Origin of the sequence: Bradyrhizobium sp. CCBAU 53415 (assembly GCF_028128735.1) — a bacterium.
Taxonomy (GTDB): domain Bacteria; phylum Pseudomonadota; class Alphaproteobacteria; order Rhizobiales; family Xanthobacteraceae; genus Bradyrhizobium.
The window spans coordinates 39,016-60,580 of sequence record NZ_LBJF01000015.1; the positions used below are offsets into that span (position 1 = coordinate 39,016).

Annotated in this window: 23 protein-coding genes and 1 tRNA gene; 16 read left to right on the forward strand and 8 right to left on the reverse strand. The window is 65.2% G+C overall.

The features are described from left to right. Nucleotides 1-117 precede the first annotated feature (117 nt). From XH87_RS08920 to XH87_RS08940, 5 genes are all read left to right on the forward strand, one after another. A complete protein-coding gene (locus XH87_RS08920; RefSeq protein WP_271586968.1) occupies nt 118-444 on the forward strand; it encodes a hypothetical protein in 327 nt (108 codons plus the stop codon). A gap of 272 nt (nt 445-716) precedes the next feature. Continuing rightward, complete coding sequence (locus XH87_RS08925; RefSeq protein WP_271586969.1) at nt 717-1,202, forward strand: GreA/GreB family elongation factor; 486 nt, start codon at nt 717-719, stop codon at nt 1,200-1,202. A gap of 10 nt (nt 1,203-1,212) precedes the next feature. Beyond that, nucleotides 1,213-1,626 (forward strand): nucleoside diphosphate kinase regulator, encoded by a 414-nt coding sequence (gene rnk, locus XH87_RS08930; protein ID WP_271586970.1) that lies wholly within the window; start codon nt 1,213-1,215, stop codon nt 1,624-1,626. A gap of 145 nt (nt 1,627-1,771) precedes the next feature. Then, nucleotides 1,772-2,152: a BA14K family protein gene (locus XH87_RS08935; RefSeq protein ID WP_193374142.1), complete on the forward strand. Its 381-nt coding sequence runs from the start codon at nt 1,772-1,774 to the stop codon at nt 2,150-2,152. A 203-nt stretch (nt 2,153-2,355) separates the two neighbouring features. Then, nucleotides 2,356-3,147: a phytanoyl-CoA dioxygenase family protein gene (locus tag XH87_RS08940; RefSeq protein WP_271586971.1), complete on the forward strand. Its 792-nt coding sequence runs from the start codon at nt 2,356-2,358 to the stop codon at nt 3,145-3,147. A 56-nt stretch (nt 3,148-3,203) separates the two neighbouring features. Here XH87_RS08940 and XH87_RS08945 read toward each other — a convergent pair whose 3' ends face one another. From XH87_RS08945 to XH87_RS08955, 3 genes are read right to left on the reverse strand one after another with little or no spacing between them, the layout of a single operon-like run. Next, entirely contained in the window at nt 3,204-4,229 is a 1,026-nt protein-coding gene (locus XH87_RS08945; RefSeq protein ID WP_158669707.1) for a tripartite tricarboxylate transporter substrate binding protein, read from the reverse strand. A gap of 22 nt (nt 4,230-4,251) precedes the next feature. Further along, nucleotides 4,252-6,339 carry an acetate--CoA ligase family protein gene (locus tag XH87_RS08950; RefSeq protein WP_271586972.1) on the reverse strand — a complete coding sequence of 696 codons (2,088 nt, stop codon included), beginning with the start codon at nt 6,337-6,339 and terminating at the stop codon, nt 4,252-4,254. A 3-nt stretch (nt 6,340-6,342) separates the two neighbouring features. Continuing rightward, the gene (locus tag XH87_RS08955; protein WP_271586973.1) at nt 6,343-7,134 is read right to left on the reverse strand and encodes an enoyl-CoA hydratase/isomerase family protein; all 792 of its coding nucleotides are present in this window, start codon (nt 7,132-7,134) and stop codon (nt 6,343-6,345) included. A 190-nt stretch (nt 7,135-7,324) separates the two neighbouring features. On the opposite strand from XH87_RS08955, the gene XH87_RS08960 reads away from it, so the two are divergent. Then, nucleotides 7,325-8,101: an IclR family transcriptional regulator gene (locus tag XH87_RS08960; protein WP_271586974.1), complete on the forward strand. Its 777-nt coding sequence runs from the start codon at nt 7,325-7,327 to the stop codon at nt 8,099-8,101. 14 nt (nt 8,102-8,115) lie between these two features. Here the strand turns inward: XH87_RS08960 and queD are convergent, their stop codons facing one another. From queD to XH87_RS08975, 3 genes are all read right to left on the reverse strand, one after another. After that, nucleotides 8,116-8,472, reverse strand: a complete 357-nt coding sequence (gene queD, locus XH87_RS08965; protein WP_158669704.1) for a 6-carboxytetrahydropterin synthase QueD — start codon at nt 8,470-8,472, stop codon at nt 8,116-8,118. 84 nt (nt 8,473-8,556) lie between these two features. Then, nucleotides 8,557-8,633: transfer RNA gene (locus XH87_RS08970), tRNA-Arg, on the reverse strand. 274 nt (nt 8,634-8,907) lie between these two features. Beyond that, complete coding sequence (locus XH87_RS08975) at nt 8,908-10,407, reverse strand: ATP-binding protein (protein ID WP_442868249.1); 1,500 nt, start codon at nt 10,405-10,407, stop codon at nt 8,908-8,910. A gap of 349 nt (nt 10,408-10,756) precedes the next feature. Between XH87_RS08975 and rpmH the strand changes: the two genes are divergently transcribed. From rpmH to dapE, 10 genes are all read left to right on the forward strand, one after another. Further along, nucleotides 10,757-10,891: a 50S ribosomal protein L34 gene (gene rpmH, locus XH87_RS08980; RefSeq protein WP_008542748.1), complete on the forward strand. Its 135-nt coding sequence runs from the start codon at nt 10,757-10,759 to the stop codon at nt 10,889-10,891. Between the two features lie 27 nt (nt 10,892-10,918). Then, complete coding sequence (gene rnpA / locus XH87_RS08985) at nt 10,919-11,305, forward strand: ribonuclease P protein component (protein WP_271586975.1); 387 nt, start codon at nt 10,919-10,921, stop codon at nt 11,303-11,305. A gap of 16 nt (nt 11,306-11,321) precedes the next feature. Continuing rightward, nucleotides 11,322-13,178: a membrane protein insertase YidC gene (gene yidC / locus XH87_RS08990; RefSeq protein WP_271586976.1), complete on the forward strand. Its 1,857-nt coding sequence runs from the start codon at nt 11,322-11,324 to the stop codon at nt 13,176-13,178. A 115-nt stretch (nt 13,179-13,293) separates the two neighbouring features. Then, nucleotides 13,294-13,947 carry a ribosome biogenesis GTP-binding protein YihA/YsxC gene (gene yihA, locus XH87_RS08995; protein WP_271586977.1) on the forward strand — a complete coding sequence of 218 codons (654 nt, stop codon included), beginning with the start codon at nt 13,294-13,296 and terminating at the stop codon, nt 13,945-13,947. After that, nucleotides 13,947-14,312: a DUF423 domain-containing protein gene (locus tag XH87_RS09000; protein ID WP_271586978.1), complete on the forward strand. Its 366-nt coding sequence runs from the start codon at nt 13,947-13,949 to the stop codon at nt 14,310-14,312. Before yihA ends, XH87_RS09000 begins: the two co-directional genes overlap by 1 nt. A gap of 239 nt (nt 14,313-14,551) precedes the next feature. Then, nucleotides 14,552-15,439, forward strand: coding sequence for an acetylglutamate kinase (argB, locus tag XH87_RS09005; protein WP_035708847.1), 888 nt, complete (start codon nt 14,552-14,554; stop codon nt 15,437-15,439). A gap of 107 nt (nt 15,440-15,546) precedes the next feature. Continuing rightward, nucleotides 15,547-16,533, forward strand: a complete 987-nt coding sequence (locus XH87_RS09010) for a DUF1036 domain-containing protein (RefSeq protein WP_333909173.1) — start codon at nt 15,547-15,549, stop codon at nt 16,531-16,533. A gap of 230 nt (nt 16,534-16,763) precedes the next feature. After that, nucleotides 16,764-17,450, forward strand: coding sequence for a pyrimidine 5'-nucleotidase (locus XH87_RS09015; protein ID WP_271586980.1), 687 nt, complete (start codon nt 16,764-16,766; stop codon nt 17,448-17,450). 232 nt (nt 17,451-17,682) lie between these two features. Then, nucleotides 17,683-18,528 (forward strand): 2,3,4,5-tetrahydropyridine-2,6-dicarboxylate N-succinyltransferase, encoded by an 846-nt coding sequence (gene dapD / locus XH87_RS09020; RefSeq protein ID WP_271524814.1) that lies wholly within the window; start codon nt 17,683-17,685, stop codon nt 18,526-18,528. A gap of 10 nt (nt 18,529-18,538) precedes the next feature. Then, nucleotides 18,539-19,705: a succinyl-diaminopimelate desuccinylase gene (gene dapE, locus XH87_RS09025; protein ID WP_271586981.1), complete on the forward strand. Its 1,167-nt coding sequence runs from the start codon at nt 18,539-18,541 to the stop codon at nt 19,703-19,705. Between the two features lie 137 nt (nt 19,706-19,842). Here dapE and truA read toward each other — a convergent pair whose 3' ends face one another. Beyond that, the gene (truA, locus tag XH87_RS09030; protein WP_271586982.1) at nt 19,843-20,580 is read right to left on the reverse strand and encodes a tRNA pseudouridine(38-40) synthase TruA; all 738 of its coding nucleotides are present in this window, start codon (nt 20,578-20,580) and stop codon (nt 19,843-19,845) included. Then, nucleotides 20,580-21,503 (reverse strand): methionyl-tRNA formyltransferase, encoded by a 924-nt coding sequence (gene fmt / locus XH87_RS09035; RefSeq protein ID WP_271586983.1) that lies wholly within the window; start codon nt 21,501-21,503, stop codon nt 20,580-20,582. The genes truA and fmt overlap by 1 nt, the downstream gene beginning before the upstream one ends. Nucleotides 21,504-21,565: the final 62 nt, after the last annotated feature.

A 21,565-nucleotide genomic window follows, 5' to 3' on the forward strand; every position in this document is an offset into this window, starting at 1 on the left:
GTCGAGGCAAGCGGCATCGGGTTCCACCTGCGGCTGTAGGCGGCAGTGACAGAGAATGCAAGGAGGGTTCTGATCCCGCACTCGAGGTCATTTGTCGTCGCCGCAAGGGAAGTCATCATGCCGACCAAGCCGACCATCGCCCGCATCTGGCGCGGCCGTACCCGCCGCGACGTCGCCGACGCCTACCAGGCCTATCTGCAAGCCGAGGGTATTCCGCCGCTGCTCAAGACCGCGCTCGGCGTGCAGCAATTACGCGAGGACCGTGACGGGGAGACATGGTTCACGACCATCTCCTATTGGGCGAACGTCGAGGCCATGACGGCTTTCACCAAGGGCGAGCCGACCAAGGTCCATCATCTCGCGCGCGACGCCGAATTCCTGGTCGAGCTGCCGGAACGCATCGAAATCCACCGCATTCTGATCGACGAACGGGGCCTGCGGTGAAGCCTGAGCTATAGAAACTGAAGCACAGGTCGCCGTCAAACGACGGCCTGCTGCGACGGTTCATCGTTCGCAGCTGTGCGGTTTCGCCGCAATGTTTCCGGCGGAATGAATCACTATAGTCAGTGTGCCATGGCATATGTCGTCGACATAGATGCGCGCACAGCGCGTTTTGGTCTTCACGCCGGCCGCCTCCAAGCAGGCGGCTAGCCGGACGGTGTTCGCGCCGTCCGGGCTCTTTTCCAGCTTTCGTGATCTCCACCTGAGAGATCGTATTGAAGCAGAAGGAGTGTGCCGTGCTGCCTCTTCCAAAAATCACGCTCATCGCATCGGACTATCCGCGGCTCGAACAGCTTGCTCGCATTGCCGCCCAAAACGGTGATGTGGACGGGATCCTCCTCCTGGGTGAGATTAATCGCGCCGACATCCTGCCGGACGACTGCGACGATGTCCGTTCGCTCGTGACCATGGGATCATGGGTCACCTATTTCACGAATGGGCGCGCTCCGCTTCGCACCGTGCAATTGGTCTGGCCCGAGGAATGTTGGTCTGATCCCGCCCGCATTTCGGTCCTGATGCCGTTGGGAGCGGCTTTGATCGGACTGCAGGTCGGAGATCAAATGCCATACTTCGTCGCCGGCAATCTGAACGTCGTCAGGGTTCAGAACGTCACCCAGCAAGGTCCCAACGTCGTCCCTTTCCTCCAGGCGCGTCGGCGCAGCGGGCCGCTCGATGACGATCCCGGACCAACTGCAGCATAGGAGAAATCAAATGCGCAACTTCGAAGCCGAGATTCGGCCAGAACAGCCGGCGTTGCCGCCGATCAAGATTGCAGAAGACGACTCGCGGCGTCTCAGCTCGCTGGCGAATTCGACCATGGATCTGTTTCCCCACGTCGCCCAGTTTCTGGCTCGTGAACTGGAACGCGCGACGGTCACAAAAGAGAACGATTTGCGCGGCGTGGTCAGGATGGGCTCCAAGGTGACCTATCGCGATGACGAGACGGGGGCGAGCCGGAAGATCGTGCTGGTCTATCCGCATGAAGCCAACATCGAACTCAGTCGGATCTCGATCCTGACGCCTGTCGGAGCGGCCCTGATCGGCCTCTCGGCGGGACAGCGGATCAATTTCGAGACGCCCGACAAGCGCACCAGGGGGCTGACCGTTCTCTCCGTCTCCGAATGAGAGATATATGCAAGTGGACGAGGACAGATAGCCGCGTCGTTCTGCAGGGTGTTCCGAAATTCGCAGCGAGCACCTTGCTGGCCCCGCGTCGACGGAACCTAGCGGGCAGGCCGCCGTTGCATCCTCACCAAAAATGGAGCGCGACATGACAATGCGTAAAACTTTCGTCGTCCTCGCGGCCGCCGGAGCAATGCTCTCGACGGCTGCCTCGCCGGTGCTCGCGGCGCCGCTGCCGATCGGCGATCCCGGTCCCGACTCAGGCGTGCAGCAGGTCCAGTACCGGCATGGGTACGGACATGGATACCGACATGGGTATGGTTACGGCCACAGGCACTATCACGGCCATTACGGCACTGGCGCAGCCGTACTCGGCGGCCTCGCGGCGGGCGCGATCATCGGCGGCGCAATCGCCAGTAGCCAGGCTCAAGCCAACGCGGCGTCCTATTGCGCGCAGCGCTATCGATCCTACGATCCCGGCTCAGGGACCTATTTGGGCTACGACGGTCTACGCCACCCCTGCCCATGACGCGCGCGTGAAGCTGCGGCATGCACTCGCCGAGCGGCGGACGTGTCTTGATTCCGCGCTCCGCCGCGCTATACGTTCCCACCATGATGTTCACGCCCACATTCTTCCCGCTGATCTGAACGGCAGAAAGTCGTTCCGGCGCGTATGCGCCGATCGGATCAAACCGGCTGCGCTTGATGCGGCAGCCGAACGGAGAATGTGCAATGCCCAGGACCGAACAGCCTGGCCTGACGCCCCGTCAGGTCCAGAACTTCATCAACGACGGTTTCGTCAAGATCGAGAATGCCTTCAGCACCCAGCTTGCAAAGCAATGCAGGGACGAGCTGTGGGCGGATATTGGTCTGTCGCCGGACCAACCCGACAACTGGACTCAGCCCGTCGTCCGGGTGGGGTCCAAGGCTTCGCCCCCATTCATCGAAGCCGCGAATGCGCCACCCCTGCACAGAGCCTACGATCAACTCGTGGGCGAAGGGCGCTGGCTTGCGCCCAGGGGCCTCGGGACCTTTCCGATCCGCTTCCCCTCGGCGGAATCCCCTGGTGATGACGGCTGGCACGTGGACATGAGCTTCGGCACCCCCGATCCGGATTTCATGAAGTGGCGTGCCAATGTGAAGAGCAGCGGACGCGCATTGCTGATGCTCTTCCTGTTCTCGGATGTCGGCCCGGACGATGCGCCCACGCGGATCCGGAAAGGCTCGCATGCCGCAATCGCGCGGGAGCTGCTGCCCTACGGCGAGGCAGGCGCGACGCTCCGGGAGCTGGCTTCCGAGAACTGGGCATCGACGAAAGATTGCGAGGTTGAACTGGCGACCGGCGCGGCAGGCAGCGTCTATTTGTGCCACCCGTTCCTGGTTCATGCCGCGCAGCCTCACCGCGGGAAACGGCCGCGCTTCATGGCCCAGCCTCCGCTGCTGCCGAGGGGTGAGTTCGATCCGGCGCTACCCCCTTCGCCGGTTCAGATCGCGATCCGGCAGGCTTGCGGGCTAACGTTATAGTCGGACAGCATCCGGGGCCGCTGAGCGGTCCCGGATGTTTGCTGGATTCGCCAAGCTTATTGCACCTCGATGTTCGCGTCCTTGATCAGCTTGCGCCAGCGTTCCTCCTCCCGGCCGACATAGCGATCGAGCTCTTCCGGAGCGCTGCCGACCATGATGAGGCCTTCGTTCGCCTCCAGTTTCTTGAAAGCACCGGACTGAACCGCCTTGGCGATCGCCTGATTGAGACGCGCAATCACCGGAGCGGGCGTCCTGGCGGGAGCGTACAAGCCGTACCAGGACTCGGCGGCATAGCCGGGCACCCCGGCCTCAGCGACGGTGGGCAATTGCGGAAACGCCGCCGAACGCTCGGCAGACGTGACGGCCAGCGCCCGGAGCTGACCCGCGGCCACCAGCGAGGCTGCGCTCGCCACGGTGGTGAACATCACGTCGATCTGTCCGCCCAGGAGATCGCTGATCGCAGGCGCCGCGCCCTTGTAGGGCACCGCCGTCATCTTGACCTTCGCCATCGCATTGAACAGCTCGCCCGCGAGATGGGCCGAGGTACCGGTGCCGAACGTCCCGAAATTGAGCTTGCCGGGATTGGCCTTCGCTTCGGTGATCAAGTCGGAGATCGAGTTGATCCTGGAGGCCGGGTTGACGACGACGATGTTGAAGGATCGCGCGATCAGCGAGACCGCCGCGAAATCCTTGTGCGGATCGAACGGCAGCTTGTTGTACAGGCTCGGATTGACCGCGTGCGCGAAAGTCGCCATCAGCAGCGAATAGCCGTCCGGCTCGCTCGTCGCCACCGTCTGGGTTCCGATGATGGTCCCGGCGCCCGGCTTGTTCTCGATGATGACGGACTTGCCGAGATCCGTCTGGATTTCCTGCGCGGTCGTTCGTGCGATGATGTCGGTCCCGCCGCCAGCCGCGAAAGGCACAACGATCTTGACGATTTTCTCCGGATATTCGGCGCGCGCCGGCGTCACTGCGAGCGCCGCGACGACCGCACAGGCGAGGATGCCGAGATCGAGCCATCGCCGCACGGCGACATCCTTTCCGCGCGTGCCGTCGTGATTGATGATTCCGCTACTCGCCATCTGGAGCTCCATCCCACTTTGTTCAGACATTGAGAACAACCAATCCGTCTGCCGCCCTCACGCCCTGGCCCGCCGGGAGCACGAACACCGGATTGATCTCGGCCTCCGCGAGACGATCACCGAGCTGCGCGACCATGCGCGAGAACGCAACGACCGCTTCTGCGAGCGCTTCGACATCGCATTTCGGCCGGCCCCGAAAGCCGTCCAGCAGCGGCCAGGCGACGAGATCGCGCGCCATCGCCTTCGCCTCCGACAGATCGAGGCCACCCTGCGGCGGCAGCAGGCGCATCGTCGTGTCCTTGAACAGTTCGGCCGCGACGCCGCCCATTCCGAGGAGGATCGCCGTTCCCAGGGCATCGCGGTGCATTCCGAGAATGATTTCGACGCCGCCTGAAATCATCTCCTGAACCAGGAACTGGTCGGGCCGCGTTCCGGTCCTGGCCTCGACCTCATCTGCCATCGCCGTCAGCCGGCCGCCGATCGTTTCAGTGGTCAGGTTGACCGCGACGCCGCCGACATCGCTCTTGTGCGCGATCTCGCGCGAGAGAATCTTGAGCACGACCCGGCCACCGAGGTCGCGCGCTGCCTGTTCCGCTTCGCTCGCCGTTGCGACCACCTTCTCTGCCGCGACAGAAATCCCAAAGCGGGCGAACAGCGCCTTGGCCTGCGCTTCGTCGAGCGCTCCAGCCGCGACGTCGCTGGCATCGGCCGTCGTCAGGGGCGAGGTGGATGTCCGGACCTGTTCCGGCATTCCGGCACGCAAAAGCCCGTCGAGCGCCGCAGCACAGCTCTCGGCGGACGTGTAGGCGGGGACACCGCGCCGGGTGAGGACGGACACCACCTCGGGCGCATGGGGACTGACATAGGCAATGACGGGCTTGTCGCTCAGCGGCAGGCAGTCGTGGATGGCATCGGCCATCAGGGCCGGCGATCCCACGGCCGACGAGCCGGCAATGACGGCAAGCGCATCGTAGGAGGGACTTGCGAGCAGGATGCGGATCGCGGCGCGCAGCAGATCCGGCTGCAAACCGGCCAGGGTCACGTCGATCGGGTTGCGATCGAGATTGGCGTGCGAGCCGGACTGGAGGCTGCGCAATTGCGCGGCCGTCTCAGTGTCGGGAGCCGGCGTTGCAAAGCCGGCAACGCCGAGACTGTCGGACACGATCGTGCCGGCGCCGCCGGTCGAGGTGAGGATCGCAACACGCCGGCCGGAAAGCTTGCGCCCCGCGCCAAGGGCTGCGGGAATGTCGAGCAGGTCCTCGAACGTCCTGGCGCGGATCACGCCGAGCTGCCTGAACAGGGCGTCGTACATCCGGTCGGAGCCGGCCAGCGCGCCGGTATGCGAGACGGCCGCCCGTGCGCCCGCCTCCGATCGCCCGATCTTGAAGGCGACGATGGGCTTGCCGGCACGGCGCGCCCGAAGGACCGACTCGCGAAAGCGAAGCGGATTGCGGATCGCCTCGATATAAAGCGCAATGACGCCGGTCGCAGCGTCTCCGGCGAGAAAGTCGATGAAGTCGGAGAGCTCGAGATCGGCCTCGTTGCTGGTCGACACCAGCTTGGACAGCCCGATCCCGCGCGCCGCGGCGCGTGACAGCACGGCGCCGAGAATGCCCCCGCTTTGCGAAACTAATCCGATGGATCCCGCCGGGAAATCATCCATCGCCAGCGCGCCCGACGCCGACAACACGATGTTGTCGGTGAGATTGACGAGGCCGATCGTGTTCGGCCCGAGGATCCGCATCGAGCCGGCGGCTTGCATGAGCTGCAGCTGGCGCGCGGCGCCTTCGGCCCCGGTTTCGGTGAAGCCGCTGGCAAGAACGATCGCAGCAGTGGCCCCGCGCTCGGACAATTCGCGCACCGCGATGTGCGCGCGCTCGGCGCCGAGCAGGACGAGGCCGACGTCAGGCACATCGGGCAGCGAGGCGATGTCGGGGTAGCAGGCCAGACCGCCGATCTCTTCGACCTTGGGATTGACGGGATAGATCGCACCCGCGAAGCCATGCTTCTGGAGATAAGACACCGGCCGCCCCGAGGTCTTGCCCGGATCTGCGGAAGCACCGATGACGGCGATGCTGCGCGGCCGGATCAGGCGTTCGATCGCATCCATCGCTCAAGCCTTCGACGAGGATTGCGCGAGGAAGGCCGCCACTGCGTCGCGATGCTCCGCGCTGGTGTAGCAGATCGCCTGCGCCTGGCTGCCGAGATCGAAAATGTCGGGCGCGGAATGCTCGAACGTCGCGTTCAGGATCTTCTTGCCGAGCGCCAGCGCCGTGGGAGACCCCTGAGCCAGCTCGGCCGCCCAGGCCCGCGCGGCCGGAAGCAACTCGGCCGCCGCCACCTTGCGATCGACGATGCCGAGCGCGAGCGCTTCGTCAGCCTCGACGAGGCGGCCGGTGAAGATCAGCTCCTTGGCCTTGGGAAGGCCGACCCGGCGCGGCAGGAAATACAGGCCGCCGCCGTCGGGTATCAAACCGCGCTTGATGTAGGACCATGTGAATTTCGAGCGTTCCGTGCCCATGACGAAGTCGCAGGCCAGCGCGGTGTCGGCACCGAGGCCCGCCGCGGCGCCGTTGACGGCGGCGATGGTCGGCTTCGGCAGGCCCAGCAGCAGCGACTGCACGTGGTGCACGCCCTGCTGACGGCTCCATCCGTTGAATGCGACTTCGCCCTGCGGCGCCTCGAGTCGGCGCTTCATTCCGCTGATGTCGCCGCCGGCACAGAAGGCGTTGCCGCGCCCGGTCAGCACCATGGCCTTGATCGCCCTGTCGCGAGCCACGGTTTCGAGCGCATCGAGGAATTCGGCGCGCATCTCATCGCTCATCGCGTTGCGCCGTTCCGGCCGGTTGAAGGCGATCGTCGCGACGCCGGCCCCGACGGAGAATTCGATGAGCTGATAGGACATGGCAGGCTCCGTGGTTGGAGTCGGATCGATCACCGCGACGCATTGCGGATATCGAATGCCTGTTCGGGCCGTGCCGTTCCTCGTCGAGCCCCAGCGCGGCCGGGCATTCTTTTGCCCATGCTGTTAGCGGCTTGCACCCGCCGGAACATCCCCTTAATTCCACTGAGTGGAAATGCCGCGGAGGCTGGATGTGACGCAGGCGCGCAGATTTGCGGGCGGGGTTGACGGCAACCGGTCGCTCGAACGGGGCATCGAGATCCTCCGGGCGTTCCGGCCCGGCGTCGACACGCTGGGCAACGGCGAGATCGCGGAGCGAACAGGCTTGCCGCGATCGACGGTCAGCCGGCTGACGCGAACGCTGGTCAATTCCGGGATGCTCGACGAGGTCCGCAGCGAGCGGAGCTACCGCCTTGCCGCGTCCGTCATCAGCATCGGTCACGCGATGCGGACGGGATCACCGGTGCTCAACGCGATCGGACCGATGATGCGGGCGGAATCGGCGAAGCGCCGGCTGAACGTCGGGTTGGCTACCGCGGATCGAACCATGATGGTTTATCTGGAGTCGATCCGCTACAGCCCGCGCGCGGCGCTGCGCAACGTGGTCGCCGGGCAGCAGGTCCCGATGGAACTGACGTCGCTGGGGCGCGCTTACCTCGCCGGCATTGCCGAGACCGAGCGCGAGCGGTTGCTGAAGCAGTTCAAGCGGCGCAGCGCTGCGGCCACCAAGGCCCTGCTCGCGGAGGTCAGGAGATCGATCAGCTCCGTCGAACGCGACGGCTATTGCGCCGTGTCGTGGCAGCCCGCAGTTCTCGCCGTTGCAACGCCGATCGCGCTCGACGGGCTTCCGGTCTACGCGCTCAACATGAGCCTGCAGAACGTCGACCGGTCCGATGCGCTGGCGAGCGAACTCGGCTCCTACCTCAATGCCTTCGCGGCCAAGTGCAAGGAGGTGCTGGCGGGACGTTGAAACAAGAGCTGTCGTCACCGCCCCTGATATTCGGCCCAGCAGTCCGCCGTTTCATAGACCCGGACGGCCGCTAGCTGGCGAAGGCTCGGCTTCAACCGGTCCCAGATCCAGACCGCGATATTCTCGGCGGTCGGGTTCTCGAGGCCTTCGACCTCGTTCAGGCAATGGTGGTCCAGCGCGCCCATGATGTCGGCGAAGCTTTTTTCGATATCGAAGAAGTCTGCGACGAAGCCGGTGTGCGGGTCCACCGGACCGTCCAGCTGGACCTCGACCCGATAGGAGTGGCCATGCAGCCGGCTGCACCGGTGAGTCTCGGGCACGTTTGGCAGCCGATGCGCCGCCTCGAACTTGAACGCCTGCGATATCCTCATCCAAGCTCCTCACACGGCGCGGCCATCCGGTCTCGGCCCGTCTGGCGACCAGATGCTGCCTTGTCCTGACCTTCCGTCGAAGAATGGCGCGCCCGGAACGATTCGAACGTCCGACCCTCAGATTCGTAGTCTGATGCTCTATCCAGCTGAGCTACGGGCGCGTTTTCGCAAAAGCGATGGCGGGCATGACCCGCGACGCATCTCCCGGAGGGCCGGGAGGGGTGCGAAAGAGCGCTTTGACTAACCGCTCTTGCCGGCGTTGGCAAGGTCCGGGATGGAGAGATTTTACGGGGAAACGACGATCTCCACCCGGTCATTCCGGGGCTCGCGAAGCGAGAACCCGGAATCTCGTGCTCAAAACCTCGGGATTCCGGGTTCGGCGCTCTGCGCCGCCCCGGAATGACGGAAGTGATGGAGATCGCGGCCTTTGGCCGACTACGCCCTCGCCCGCTCGTTGCGGATGGAGAGCAGTTCCACGGGACGGTCGGGGATGACGATGCGGAAGGTGGCGCCGATGGTGCCTTCGACCAGGTGGATGTCGCCACCATGGGCGCGGACCAGCTCGGCGGCGATGGCAAGGCCGAGGCCGCTGCCGCCGGGGCGGCCGGAGGTCTGGAACGCCTCGAACAGGTGCTCCCGGGTCTTCTGGGGGACGCCGGGGCCGGTGTCGGAGACCTCGATGATGGCGACGGCACCTTCGCGCTTTCCGGTGATCCGGATCTGCTGCACGCGGCCCTCACCCGACGCATGGCTTTCGAGCGCCTGGGCGGCGTTGCGGACGAGATTGAGCAATACGCGGAACAGCTGGTCGGGATCGGCATCGATCGCGAGCCCGCGTTCGATCGCGGCGACCCAGGCGATCGATGCGTCGTTGGCGAGCCCCGCGGTCTCGCGCACCTCCAGCACGACCGGCTCGATCAGGATCATGCGGCGGTCGGGCGCGGCTTCCTGGGCGCGGCCATAGGACAAGGTCGACTGGCAGAACGCGATGGCGCGCTCGAGCGAGCGCACGAGCTTGGGCGCAAAGCGCTGCACCCGCGGATCCGGCACGCTGGCGAGCTGGTCCGACAGGAGCTGCGCCGAGGCGAGCAGATTGCGCAGATCGTGATTGATCTTGGAGACGGCGAGGCCGAGGGCGGCGAGCCGGCTCTTCTGATGCAGCATCGACATCAGGTCGCGCTGCATGTCCGACAATTCGCGCTCGGCCACCCCGATCTCGTCGCTGCGCTGGCTCGGCACGATGATCCCGGCCGAACTCTCCGGGTTCTCATGGAAGCCGACCAGGCTCGCGGTCAGCCGGCGCATCGGCCGCACGAAGAGATAATGGAGCGCGAGATAGACGAGGCCCGCGGTCAGCACCGCGATGATCAGCGCCACCACCACGAGGTTGCGGGAGAAGCGGTACATCTGCTGCCGCAGCGGCAACTCGTCGGTGACGATCTCCATGAACTGGGCATTGCCGACACCCGGCCCGACGATGCGGATGGCCTGGTTGCCGGTTTCCAGCATCATCCGGAACGAGCCGGTGATCGCCTCCCAGGCCGTCATGTCGCGCAGGTCGATATCGTGCTCGATGGCAGTCGGCAGATTGTCGCTGGCGAGCAGCCGGCGCTGCTGGCCCATCTTGATCGCGACCGCACGGGCATTGATGCTCTTGAGAATCTGGCGCGACAGCGAATCGGGGACCATGCCGAGCGGGGCCGCATCCAGCACCAGCGCCGCCGTGTTGGCCGCCGCAACGCGGTCGTTCAGCCGGTTGACCCAGAAATTGGCGATGGCCGGCACGTAGAGCAGCACGGCGGCGATCATCACCAGGGGAATGGTGAGCAGCAGCAGCTTGCCAGACAGCCCGAGCCCGCGCGACCCGCGCGGCCGCATCGCCGGCTGGTCCGGCTGATCCAGATCCTGGATCGGCTGGCGATCTGTGGCTGCCACGAAATTCGCCCCTGTTGGCCTTGGCTGATGGAGGATGCGATCCGCCCCGGGCCCGGTCAAATTACGGATCGCTAATCTGCCGAGGTGGTATGTAAGCGCTGATAGCGCGAGTCGCCACCTCCGGGGTTAAAAACCCCGCACAAACAGCGATATTCACGAAAATCGCGCCCTTGTGCGGCGTTGACGAAAACAAGGCGCTCCCTTATAAGCCGCGCGAATTGTCCGCGATGACCCGGTGAGACACCGGGAGCGGCTCTCTTGGGGCCGGAAAGGGCCCATTTTGGGCCGCATCTTCCGGACTTTACCATCAATTCTACAGGCAAATTGCCCGGTCAGCGGAGAAAAACCCGTGAAGCGGACTTATCAACCCAGCAAACTGGTGCGCAAGCGCCGTCACGGCTTCCGCGCCCGCCTCGCCACTGCCGGCGGCCGCAAGGTTCTCGCCGCCCGCCGCGCCCGCGGCCGCAAGCGTCTGAGCGCCTGAGCCGGACCCCCTTTTTGGGATTTCATCATGGATCGGCTGAGGCAGCGGGCGGATTTCCTCGCCGTTGCCAATGGCGCGCGGGTGAATAGCCCCGCGTTTGTCCTGCAAAGCCGCCGCCGCGATGATTCTGGCCCAATCCGGATCGGCTTCACCGTCACCAAAAAGAACGGCAACGCCCCCGAACGCAATCGCATCCGGCGCCGGCTTCGCGAATTGGTGAAGCGGCTCGATCCGGTGTCGATGCAGCCCCATCATGATTATGTCCTGGTCGGGCGAAGGGGCGCGCTCTCGCGCGACTTCGGCACCATGCTCGACGATCTGCGCATAGCGTTCACGAAGCCCGCGCGGCATACGGCCAAGACGCGCGGCCAGAGGCCCGGCCCCGCTCCCGCTGCCAGCCGCAAACCGGATTGATGACGAGACATTCGAGATGACCGACAATCGCAACACCATCCTCGCCGTCATTCTGTCGGGCCTCGTCCTGATCGCCTGGCAGTATTTCTACAACGTGCCGCAGATGGAGAAGCAGCGCGCCCAGCAGCAGGTGCAGGCCGAGCTCCAGAAGACCACGCCGCAGCCGACCGCCTCCGCGACACCCGGTGCCGCGCCGCAGACGGGCAGCGCGGCTCAGCCGGCAACGCCGGCCGCGAGCCAGCAGGCCCAGCCGGTCATCGCCCGCGATGCCGCGATCGCAGCCAGCCCGCGCGTGAAGATCGACACACCGCGGATTGCCGGCAGCATCTCGCTGAAAGGCGGCCGCATCGACGACATCGCGCTGGTGCAGTTCCGCGAAACGGTCGACCCGAAGTCGCCGCCGATCATCCTCTATTCGCCCTCGGGCACGGCGGAGCCCTACTACGCCGAGTTCGGCTGGGTGCCGGCAACGGGCGTGACGGCCAAGCTGCCGGACGCGCAGACTGTCTGGCAGCAGGACGGCAGTGGCAGCCTGACGCCGACGACGCCGGTGGTGCTGAAATGGGACAATGGCGAGGGCCTCACCTTCCGCCGCACCATTGCTGTCGACGACCACTATCTCTTCACCATCAAGGACGAGGTGAGCAATGTCGGCAACGCGCCTGTCACGCTCTATCCGTTCGCGCTGATCTCGCGCCACGGCGCGCCGCAGGTCTCCGGCTACTACATCCTGCATGAAGGCCTGATCGGCTATCTCGATGGCTTGCAGGAATACGCCTACAAGAAGATCGACGAAGCCAAGTCCGTCACCTTCAAGGCCACCAATGGCTGGCTCGGCATGACCGACAAGTACTGGGCCTCGGCGCTTCTGCCCGACACCAATGCCCCGCTCCAGGCGCGCTTCTCGTCGAACCCGGTCGGCAACGTCCACACCTACCAGACCGACTATCTGCTCGACCCCGTCACCGTCGCGATCGGCGGCACCGCGACCGCGAACGCGCGGCTGTTCGCGGGCGCCAAGGAAGCCGGCGTCGTCGGCGTGTTTCCGTTCGCCGGCCTTGGCGGCTACAACAAGGCGCTCGGCCTCAACCATTTCGATCTCTTGATCGACTGGGGCTGGTTCTACTTCATCACCAAGCCGATGTTCCTCGGCCTCGACTTCTTCTACCGTTTCTTCGGCAATTTCGGCATCTCGATCCTCCTCGTGACGGTGATCGTGAAGCTCCTGTTCTTCCCGCTGGCGAACAAGTCCTATGCCTCGATGGCGAAGATGAAGTCGATCCAGCCGCAGCTTCAGGCGCTGAAGGAGCGCTACCCCGACGACAAGGTGAAGCAGCAGCAGGAGATGATGGAGATCTACCGCAAGGAGAAGATCAATCCGGTCGCCGGCTGTCTTCCCGTGGTGATCCAGATCCCCGTGTTCTTCTCGCTCTACAAGGTGCTGTTCGTCACCATCGAGATGCGGCACGCGCATTTCTTCGGCTGGATCAAGGACCTCTCCGCGCCGGACCCGACCAATCTCTTCAACCTGTTCGGCTTGATCCCGGTCGATCCGACCACGCTTCCGGTGTTCGGCCATTATCTGCATCTCGGCATCTGGCCGATCATCATGGGCATCACGATGTGGTTCCAGATGAAGCTGAACCCGACGCCGCCCGATCCGACGCAGCAGCTCATCTTCAACTGGATGCCGCTGATCTTCACCTTCATGCTGGCGGGCTTCCCGGCAGGCCTCGTGATCTACTGGGCGTGGAACAACACGCTCTCGGTGGTCCAGCAGAGCTACATCATGCGCCGCAACGGCGTGAAGGTGGAGCTGCTCGACAACATTCGCAGCTTGTTCAAAAAAAAAGTGACGACTGAAGCAACGTAACTCCCCGTCATTGCGAGGAGCGACGCGACGAAGCAATCCAGACTGTTTCCGCGGAGGCATTCTGGATTGCTTCGCTTCGCTCGCAATGACGCGGCAAACAACCGAAAGCCTTCGCATGACGGACGACAAAGATGCGAAGCTGATCGAAGCCGGACGAAAACTGTTCGCCCGTGACTGGCAGTTCATCTGGGCTTCGCCTTCGATCGAAACGCTGCCGCCGATGGCGGGGCTGGAGATCGCCTTTGCCGGCCGCTCGAATGTCGGCAAGTCCAGCCTGATCAATGCGCTCACGGGGCGCAACGCGCTGGCGCGCACCTCGCATACGCCGGGCCGCACCCAGGAGCTCATCTTCTTCGAGGTGCCCGGCAAGACCGACCTGCGGCTCGTCGACATGCCCGGCTACGGCTATGCCAAGGCGCCCAAGAGCCAGGTCGCGTCCTGGACCGAGCTGATCCACAAATTCCTGCTCGGCCGCGCCTCGCTGGCGCGCGTCTACGTGCTGATCGACGCGCGGCACGGCCTCAAGGATGTCGACCTCGAAGTGCTTGGGACGCTCGACCGTTCCGCCGTCAGCTACCAGATCGTGCTGACCAAGGCCGACCAGGTGAAGGCCTCCGAGCTGCAGGCGCGCATCGCCGAGACCGAGGCCGCGCTGGCCAAGCATCCGGCCGCGTTCCCGACCGTGCTCGCGACCTCGTCACGCAGCTCGACCGGCATGGAGAGCCTTCGTGCCGCGATGGCAAAGCTGCTTGAAGAGCGGGCCTCGTAATGGTGGCGTGTCGCGTGCTGATCGGGCTTGCCGGATTGATGGGCGCCGCCGGCGTCGCGCTGGCCGCCGCCTCCGCCCATGGGGCGGACGCCAGCCGGCTTGCCTCCGCCAGCGCCATGCTGCTGTTTCATGCAACGGCCATGCTCGCGACTGTCGCCTTGCTCGCACGCGGCCTTCTGCACGGCGGAATTGGACTCGTGGCGGCGTTCGGCTTCGTGATCGGAGCCGCGCTGTTCGCGGGCGACCTCACCTTGCGGCAATATGCCGGGCACGCGCTGTTTCCATATGCTGCGCCGACGGGTGGAACGGTGATGATTCTGAGCTGGCTGGCCGTGAGTGTGGCCGCGGTGGCGGCGAGGAAGTAAGGCTCTTTCTTACCCTCCCCTGGAGGGGGAGGGTCGCTACGCATGCAGCGAAGCGAAATGCGTAGCGGCGTGGGGTGACAGTCTCTCCACAGAAGCAGTGCCCGTGTGGAGAGATCACCCCACCCCGCTCGCGCTGCGCGCGATCGACCCTCCCCCTCCAGGGGAGGGTAAGAGCGCTTTGCGCTGCCTCCGCCAATCGGATAGAACGCGCACCGACAGTCCCGCCAGCGAGATCCGACATGACCGACATCTCTCCGCTCGACCAGGCCCGCATCCTGTCCGAAGCGCTGCCGCACATGCAGCAGTATGACGAGGAAACCATCGTCATCAAATATGGCGGCCATGCCATGGGCGACGAGGAGACCGCGAAGAACTTCGCCCGCGACATCGTGCTGCTCGAGCAGACCGCGATCAATCCTGTCGTGGTGCACGGCGGCGGGCCGCAGATCGCGACCATGCTCAAGCGTCTCGGCATCGCCTCGGAATTCGCCGCCGGCCTGCGCATCACCGACGCTGCGACCATCGAGATCGTCGAGATGGTGCTGGCCGGCTCCGTCAACAAGCAGATCGTCGGCTATATCAACGAGGCCGGCGGCAAGGCGGTCGGGCTATCCGGCAAGGACGGCAACATGGTGAAGGCGTCGAAGACGACGCGCACCATCGTCGATCCGGGCTCGAACATCGAGAAGGCGATCGATCTCGGCTTCGTCGGCGATCCCGAGAAGGTCGACCTCACGCTGCTCAACCAGCTGATCGGCTACGAGCTGATCCCGGTGCTGGCGCCGCTCGCCACCTCCAAGGAGGGCCAGACGCTGAACGTCAACGCCGACACCTTTGCCGGCGCCGTCGCGGGCGCGCTGAAGGCCAAGCGCCTCCTGCTGCTCACCGACGTGCCGGGCGTGCTCGACAAGTCGAAGAAGCTGATCCCGCAGCTTTCGGTCAAGGACGCGCGCAAGCTGATCGCCGACGGCACCATTTCGGGCGGCATGATCCCGAAGGTCGAGACCTGCATCTACGCGCTGGAGCAGGGCGTGCAGGGCGTCGTCATCATCGACGGCAAGATGCAGCACGCGGTGCTGCTCGAGCTCTTCACCAACCAGGGCACGGGAACGCTGATCCACAAGTGATGAGCGAACGCGAGCGGCGGAAATCTCGAGATTCCGGGTTCGATGCTTCGCATCGCCCCGGAATGACGGGGGTGGGACACCGCCGCTCGCTCCTGACGCACTTCCTCATGACGCTGCCGGCGGCGATCGTCTCGCTCTTCTTCTCCTCCGCGCCGGCTTTCGCCGACCTCAAGATCTGCAACCGCATGTCCTATGTCGTGGAGGCCGCCATCGGCATCGACGACAAGGCGGCGACCGCGACGCGCGGCTGGTTCAGGATCGATCCCGCCAGTTGCCGCGTGGTGGTGCAGGGTACGCTGACCGCCGACCGCATCCTGCTCAATGCCCGCGCACTCGGCGTCTACGGCGCTTCCCCGATCCCGCAAAGCGGCAGCGACATGCTGTGCGTCGCGCAAGACAATTTCGTCATCGCCGCGGCGCGGCAATGCCGCAGCGGCCAGACCCAGGCCCCGTTCACGCAAGTGACTCCGACGCAAGGGGCGGACGGCAACCTCATTGCCTATCTCGCCGAGGACTCCGAATATGACGACGAGCAGGCGCGCCTTGCCGGCATCCAGCGGCTGCTGGTGATCGCAGGCTACGATGCAGCGCCGATCGATGGCGTCGATGGGCCGAAGACGCAGGCCGCGCTGGCCGCCTTCCTGAAAAGCCGCGGACTATCGTCGGACATCCTGGCCTCGCCGAACTTCTTCAAGGCCATGGTCGACGCCGTGCAGACGCCGTCTGCGACCGGCCTGACCTGGTGCAACGACACGCCGCACAAGGTGATGGCGGCGATCGCGACCGACGACGGCAAGTCCGTGACCAGCCGCGGCTGGTATCGCATCGATCCCAAGACCTGCCTGCACCCCGATGTGACCGGCCAGCCGAAGCAGATCTTCAGCTTCGCGGAAGCGGTGGACGCCGACAACCGGGTCATCAAGCTGAAGGACCGGCCGCTGAACTGGGGCGGCGACAGGCAGCTCTGCACGCGCGAAACCAAGTTCGAGACCAATCAGCAGACCGATTGCGGCGCGCGCGGATTTTCGGCAACGGGTTTTGGCGCGGTGGACATGTCGAGCGGCGGCAAGACGCTGCGGTTTGCCGTGCCGTGATGGTGTTGGTTCGATGAGCGCGCATGCGCCACAATCTCCGCTGTCGTCCCTGCGAACGCATGCGAACGCAGAGACCCATAACCACAGGCTTTGGTTATGGCGCGAGATGCCAGCTACGCTTCTACGCCAAATTCCTCCCTGGGGATATGGGTCCCGGATCTGCGCTTCGCCTGTCCGGGACGACAGCAGGGAGTGGGGCAGCCCTTGCGATCGATAGATAGAGATTTGGTATGACCTCCCCCCGCACCTTCAACCATGTCGACACCTGGGTGTTCGACCTCGACAACACGCTCTATCCGCATCACGTCAATCTGTGGCAGCAGGTCGATGCGCGGATCGGGGAGTTCGTTTGCAACTGGCTGAACGTCGGCCCGGAGGACGCGCGGACGATCCAGAAGGACTATTACCGCCGCTTCGGCACCACGATGCGCGGCATGATGACCCTGCACGGCGTCTCCGCCGACGACTATCTCGCCTACGTCCACAAGATCGACCACTCGCCGCTGGAGCCGAACCCGGCGCTCGGCGCCGCCATCGCAAAGCTGCCCGGGCGAAAACTGATCCTCACCAACGGCTCGGTCGATCATGTCGACGCCGTGCTGGCGCGGCTCGGCTTCGCCTCGCATTTCGACGGCGTGTTCGACATCATCGCCGCCGAATTCGAGCCCAAGCCGGCGCCGCAGACCTACCGGAAATTCCTCAGCCAGCATGCGGTCGATCCGACCCGCGCCGCCATGTTCGAGGACCTCGCCCGCAACCTCACCGTCCCGCACCAGCTCGGCATGACCACGGTGCTGGTGGTGCCTGACGGGACGAAAGAGGTGGTGCGCGAGGATTGGGAACTGGAGGGCCGGGACGCCGCCCATGTCGACCACGTCACGGATGATCTGACGCGGTTCTTGGCGGCGCTGCGGTGAGGCCGTAGCGGCCACCGTCATTCCGGGGCGCCCGAAGGGCAAACTACGGTGCGCGATTGCGCACCGGAGAATCTCGAGATTCCGGGTTCGATGCTCCGCATCGCCCCGGAATGACCGTGGAGGATGGCCGAGACAAACCCGGCAACCACGAATGTGCGCTTGACTTGACCTTTCCAAATCCCGAAAAAGCGCCCCAATCCATCAAAATTCCCGCTCCCTAGAGGAAATCCCGATGTCCCTTGCAGCCCTCGAATCCACCATCAACGGCGCCTTCGACGCGCGCGACGGCGTCTCGACCACGACCAAGGGCGAGGTGCGCGAGGCCGTGGACCAGTCGCTGGAGATCCTGGACAAGGGCGAGGCGCGCGTTGCCGAGCGCGGCGCTGACGGCAAGTGGAAGGTCAATCAGTGGCTGAAGAAGGCCGTGCTGCTCTCGTTCCGCCTCAACGACATGGGCGTCATTCCCGGCGGCCCCGGCAAGGCGACCTGGTGGGACAAGGTGCCCTCGAAGTTCGAGGGCTGGGGCGAGAACCGTTTTCGCGACGCCGGCTTCCGCGCGGTGCCGGGCGCCATCGTCCGCCGCTCGGCCTTCATTGCCAAGAACGTCGTCCTGATGCCGTCCTTCGTCAATCTCGGCGCTTACGTCGATGAGAGCACGATGGTCGACACCTGGGCTACCGTCGGATCCTGCGCGCAGATCGGCAAGCGCGTGCACATCTCCGGCGGCGCCGGCATCGGCGGCGTGCTCGAGCCGCTGCAGGCCGAGCCCGTCATCATCGAGGACGACTGCTTCATCGGCGCGCGCTCGGAGGTCGCCGAAGGCGTGATCGTGCGCAAGGGCGCGGTGCTGGCGATGGGCGTGTTCCTGGGCGCCTCGACCAAGATCGTCGATCGCGAGACCGGCGAAATCTTCATGGGCGAAGTGCCGGAGTATTCGGTGGTGGTGCCCGGCGCGCTGCCCGGCAAGCCGATGAAGAACGGCCAGATCGGCCCGAGCACCGCATGCGCCGTGATCGTCAAGCGCGTCGACGAACGCACGCGGTCCAAGACCAGCATCAACGAGCTGCTGCGGGATTGATCCGACGCGCATGACCGATGCTCTCTCCATTGCCCGCGGCCTCATCCGCTGCCCCTCGGTAACCCCGACCGATGCCGGCGCGCTCGGGGTGCTTGAGAAAGCCCTGAACGAGGCCGGCTTCACCTGCCACCGCGTGACCTTCAGCGAGCCCGGCACTGCCGATGTCGACAATCTCTATGCGCGGATCGGCACCGAAGGGCCGCACATCACCTTTGCCGGTCACACCGACGTGGTGCCGCCGGGCGACGAGAGTGCCTGGAGCGTCGGCGCGTTCTCGGGCGAAGTGAAGGACGGCGTCCTGCACGGCCGCGGTGCGGTCGACATGAAGGGCGGCATCGCCTGCTCCGTCGCCGCGGTGCTGGGGCATCTCGCTGCCAATGGCGGCAAGCCGCGTGCGGACGGAACAGGTTCGATCTCGTTTCTGATCACGGGCGACGAGGAAGACGTCTCGATCAACGGCACCATCAAGCTGTTGAAATGGGCCGCCGAGCGCGGCGAGACATTCGATCATTGCGTGCTCGGCGAACCCTCCAACGTCGAAGTGCTCGGCGACACCATCAAGGTCGGCCGCCGCGGCTCGCAATCCGGCACACTGTACGTGGACGGCGTGCAGGGTCATGTCGCCTATCCGCATCGCGCGTCCAATCCGGTGCCTGACATTTCGCGGCTGATCGTGGCGATCTCCGACGAGCCGCTCGATCATGGCAGCGCACAGTTCCAGGCCTCCAATCTCGAATTCACCTCGGTCGACGTCGGCAACAGCGCCTACAACGTCATTCCCGGCCAGGCCCGCGCAAAATTCAACATCCGCTACAACGACAACCACACCCAGCCATCCCTGCGCGAGCTGATCGAACAGCGCCTCGCAAAAGCCTGCGGCAACCGCATCAAGGCCCGCATCGTCTGGGAGCCGTCCAACTCCAACGTGTTCGTGACCAAGCCGGGTGCGTTCACCGATCTCGCGGTGGCCGCGATCGAGGAGGTGACGGGCCGCAAGCCGGAGCTGTCGACGAGCGGCGGGACTTCGGATGCGCGCTTCATCTCCAGCTATTGCCCCGTGATCGAGTTCGGCCTGGTCGGCCAGACCATGCACCAGGTCGACGAGCGGGTGCCGGTGGCGGATCTGGAGAAATTGACGCAAGTGTATCGCGGGATTTTGACGCGGTATTTTGGGTAAGGGCTAGGTCTCGCCAAACCCACCGCCGTCATGCCCGGGCTTGTCCCGGGCATCCACGTTCTTTGCCGCCCGCTGACAAGAAAGAACGTGGATGGCCGGGACAAGCCCGGCCATGACGCCCGTGGCAGCATCAGACGCTAGTAATCCACCTTCATCAGATACAGCCCCTCCGGCGGGGCGACGATGCCGCAGGCTGCGCGGTTGCGGGCTGCGAGTGCGGCGGAGAGATCATCGGCGGTCCAGCGCCCCTCGCCGACCCAGACCAGCGATCCCACCATCGAGCGCACCTGGCTGTGCAGGAACGAGCGCGCCGAGCTGACAATGGTGATCTCGCGGCCATCGCGCTGCACGTCGAGCTGGTCGAGCGTCTTCTCCGGCGACTTGGCCTGGCATTCGGTGTCGCGGAACGTGGTGAAATCGTGCTTGCCGAGCAGGCGCTGCGCCGCCGCGTGCATCGCATCGGCATCGAGGCGGCGCGGCACGCGCCAGGCGTGGCCGAGGTCGAGCGCGAGATTGGCGCGGGTGTTGATGACGCGGTAGCGGTAGTGGCGCTTCACGGCCGAGAAGCGCGCTTCGAACGTATCAGGCACGATCTCGGCCTCGAGCACCGCGATCGGATGCGGTCGCAGATGCGCGTTGAGCCCGTCGCGAAAACGCCCCGGCGGGAACTGCTTCTCGACGTCGACATGCGCGACCTGTCCGCGCGCATGCACGCCGGCATCGGTGCGGCCGGCGCCGTGGACGCGCAGATCCGCCCCGGTCATCGCCTTCACCGCAGCCTGCAGCGCGCCCTGCACCGATGGCAGCGTCTCCTGCACCTGCCAGCCGAAGAACGGCGCGCCGTCATATTCGATGGTGAGCTTGTAGCGGGGCATCAAGCAAACCGCGTCGGCGGCTTGACGGGCACGCCGCGGAGGAAGTCCGTGGCCTGCATGCGGGCCTTGCCCTCGCGCTGGAGCTCGATGATGCGGATCGCGCCCTCGCCGCAGGCGATGGTGAGGAGGTCGTCGAGCACCTCGCCCGGCGTGCCGGAACCCTTCGCGAGCTCGCAGCGCAGGATCTTGACGCGCGCATCCTCAAGCTCGCTCCAGGCGCCGGGAAACGGCGACAAGCCGTGGATGTGGCGCAGCACGGCACGCGCGGGCCTTGTCCAGTCGATGCGCGCCTCGGCCTTGTCGATCTTGGCGGCATAGGTGACGCCGTCCTCGCTCTGCTTTTTGAGCTGGAGCCCGCCGCGTTCGAGCGCGGCCATCGCGCGCACCATCAGGTCGGCGCCCAGTCGGGACAGGCGATCGTGCAGATCGAGCGCGGTCATGGTGTCCGATATCGCGATGCGCTCGGCCATGGCGACGTCGCCGGTGTCGAGGCCGACATCCATCTTCATCACCATCACGCCGCTCTCGGCATCGCCTTCCATGATGGCGCGGTTGATGGGCGCGGCGCCGCGCCAGCGCGGCAGCAGCGAAGCGTGCAGATTGTAGCAGCCGAGCTTCGGCGCATCGAGGATCGCCTGCGGCAGGATCATGCCGTAGGCAACGACGACTGCGGCATCAGCGTCAAATGCGCGAAACTCTTCCAGCGCCTCCGACGTCTTCAGCGTCTTCGGCGTCAGCACGGGCACGCCGAGTTTTCGCGCGGCTTCCTCGACCGGGGTCGGCTGCAATTGCAGGCCGCGCCGCCCGCCCGGCTTCGGCGCGCGGCTGTAGACGGCCACGATCTCGTGGCCGTGGGAGACCAGCTCGAGCAGCGTCGGCACGGCGAAATCGGGCGTGCCCATGAAGATGAGGCGGAGGGGCATGTGACTGCGACAATCCTCGGAAGCGAGCAAGGTACTCGTCATGGCCGGGCTTGTCCCGGCCA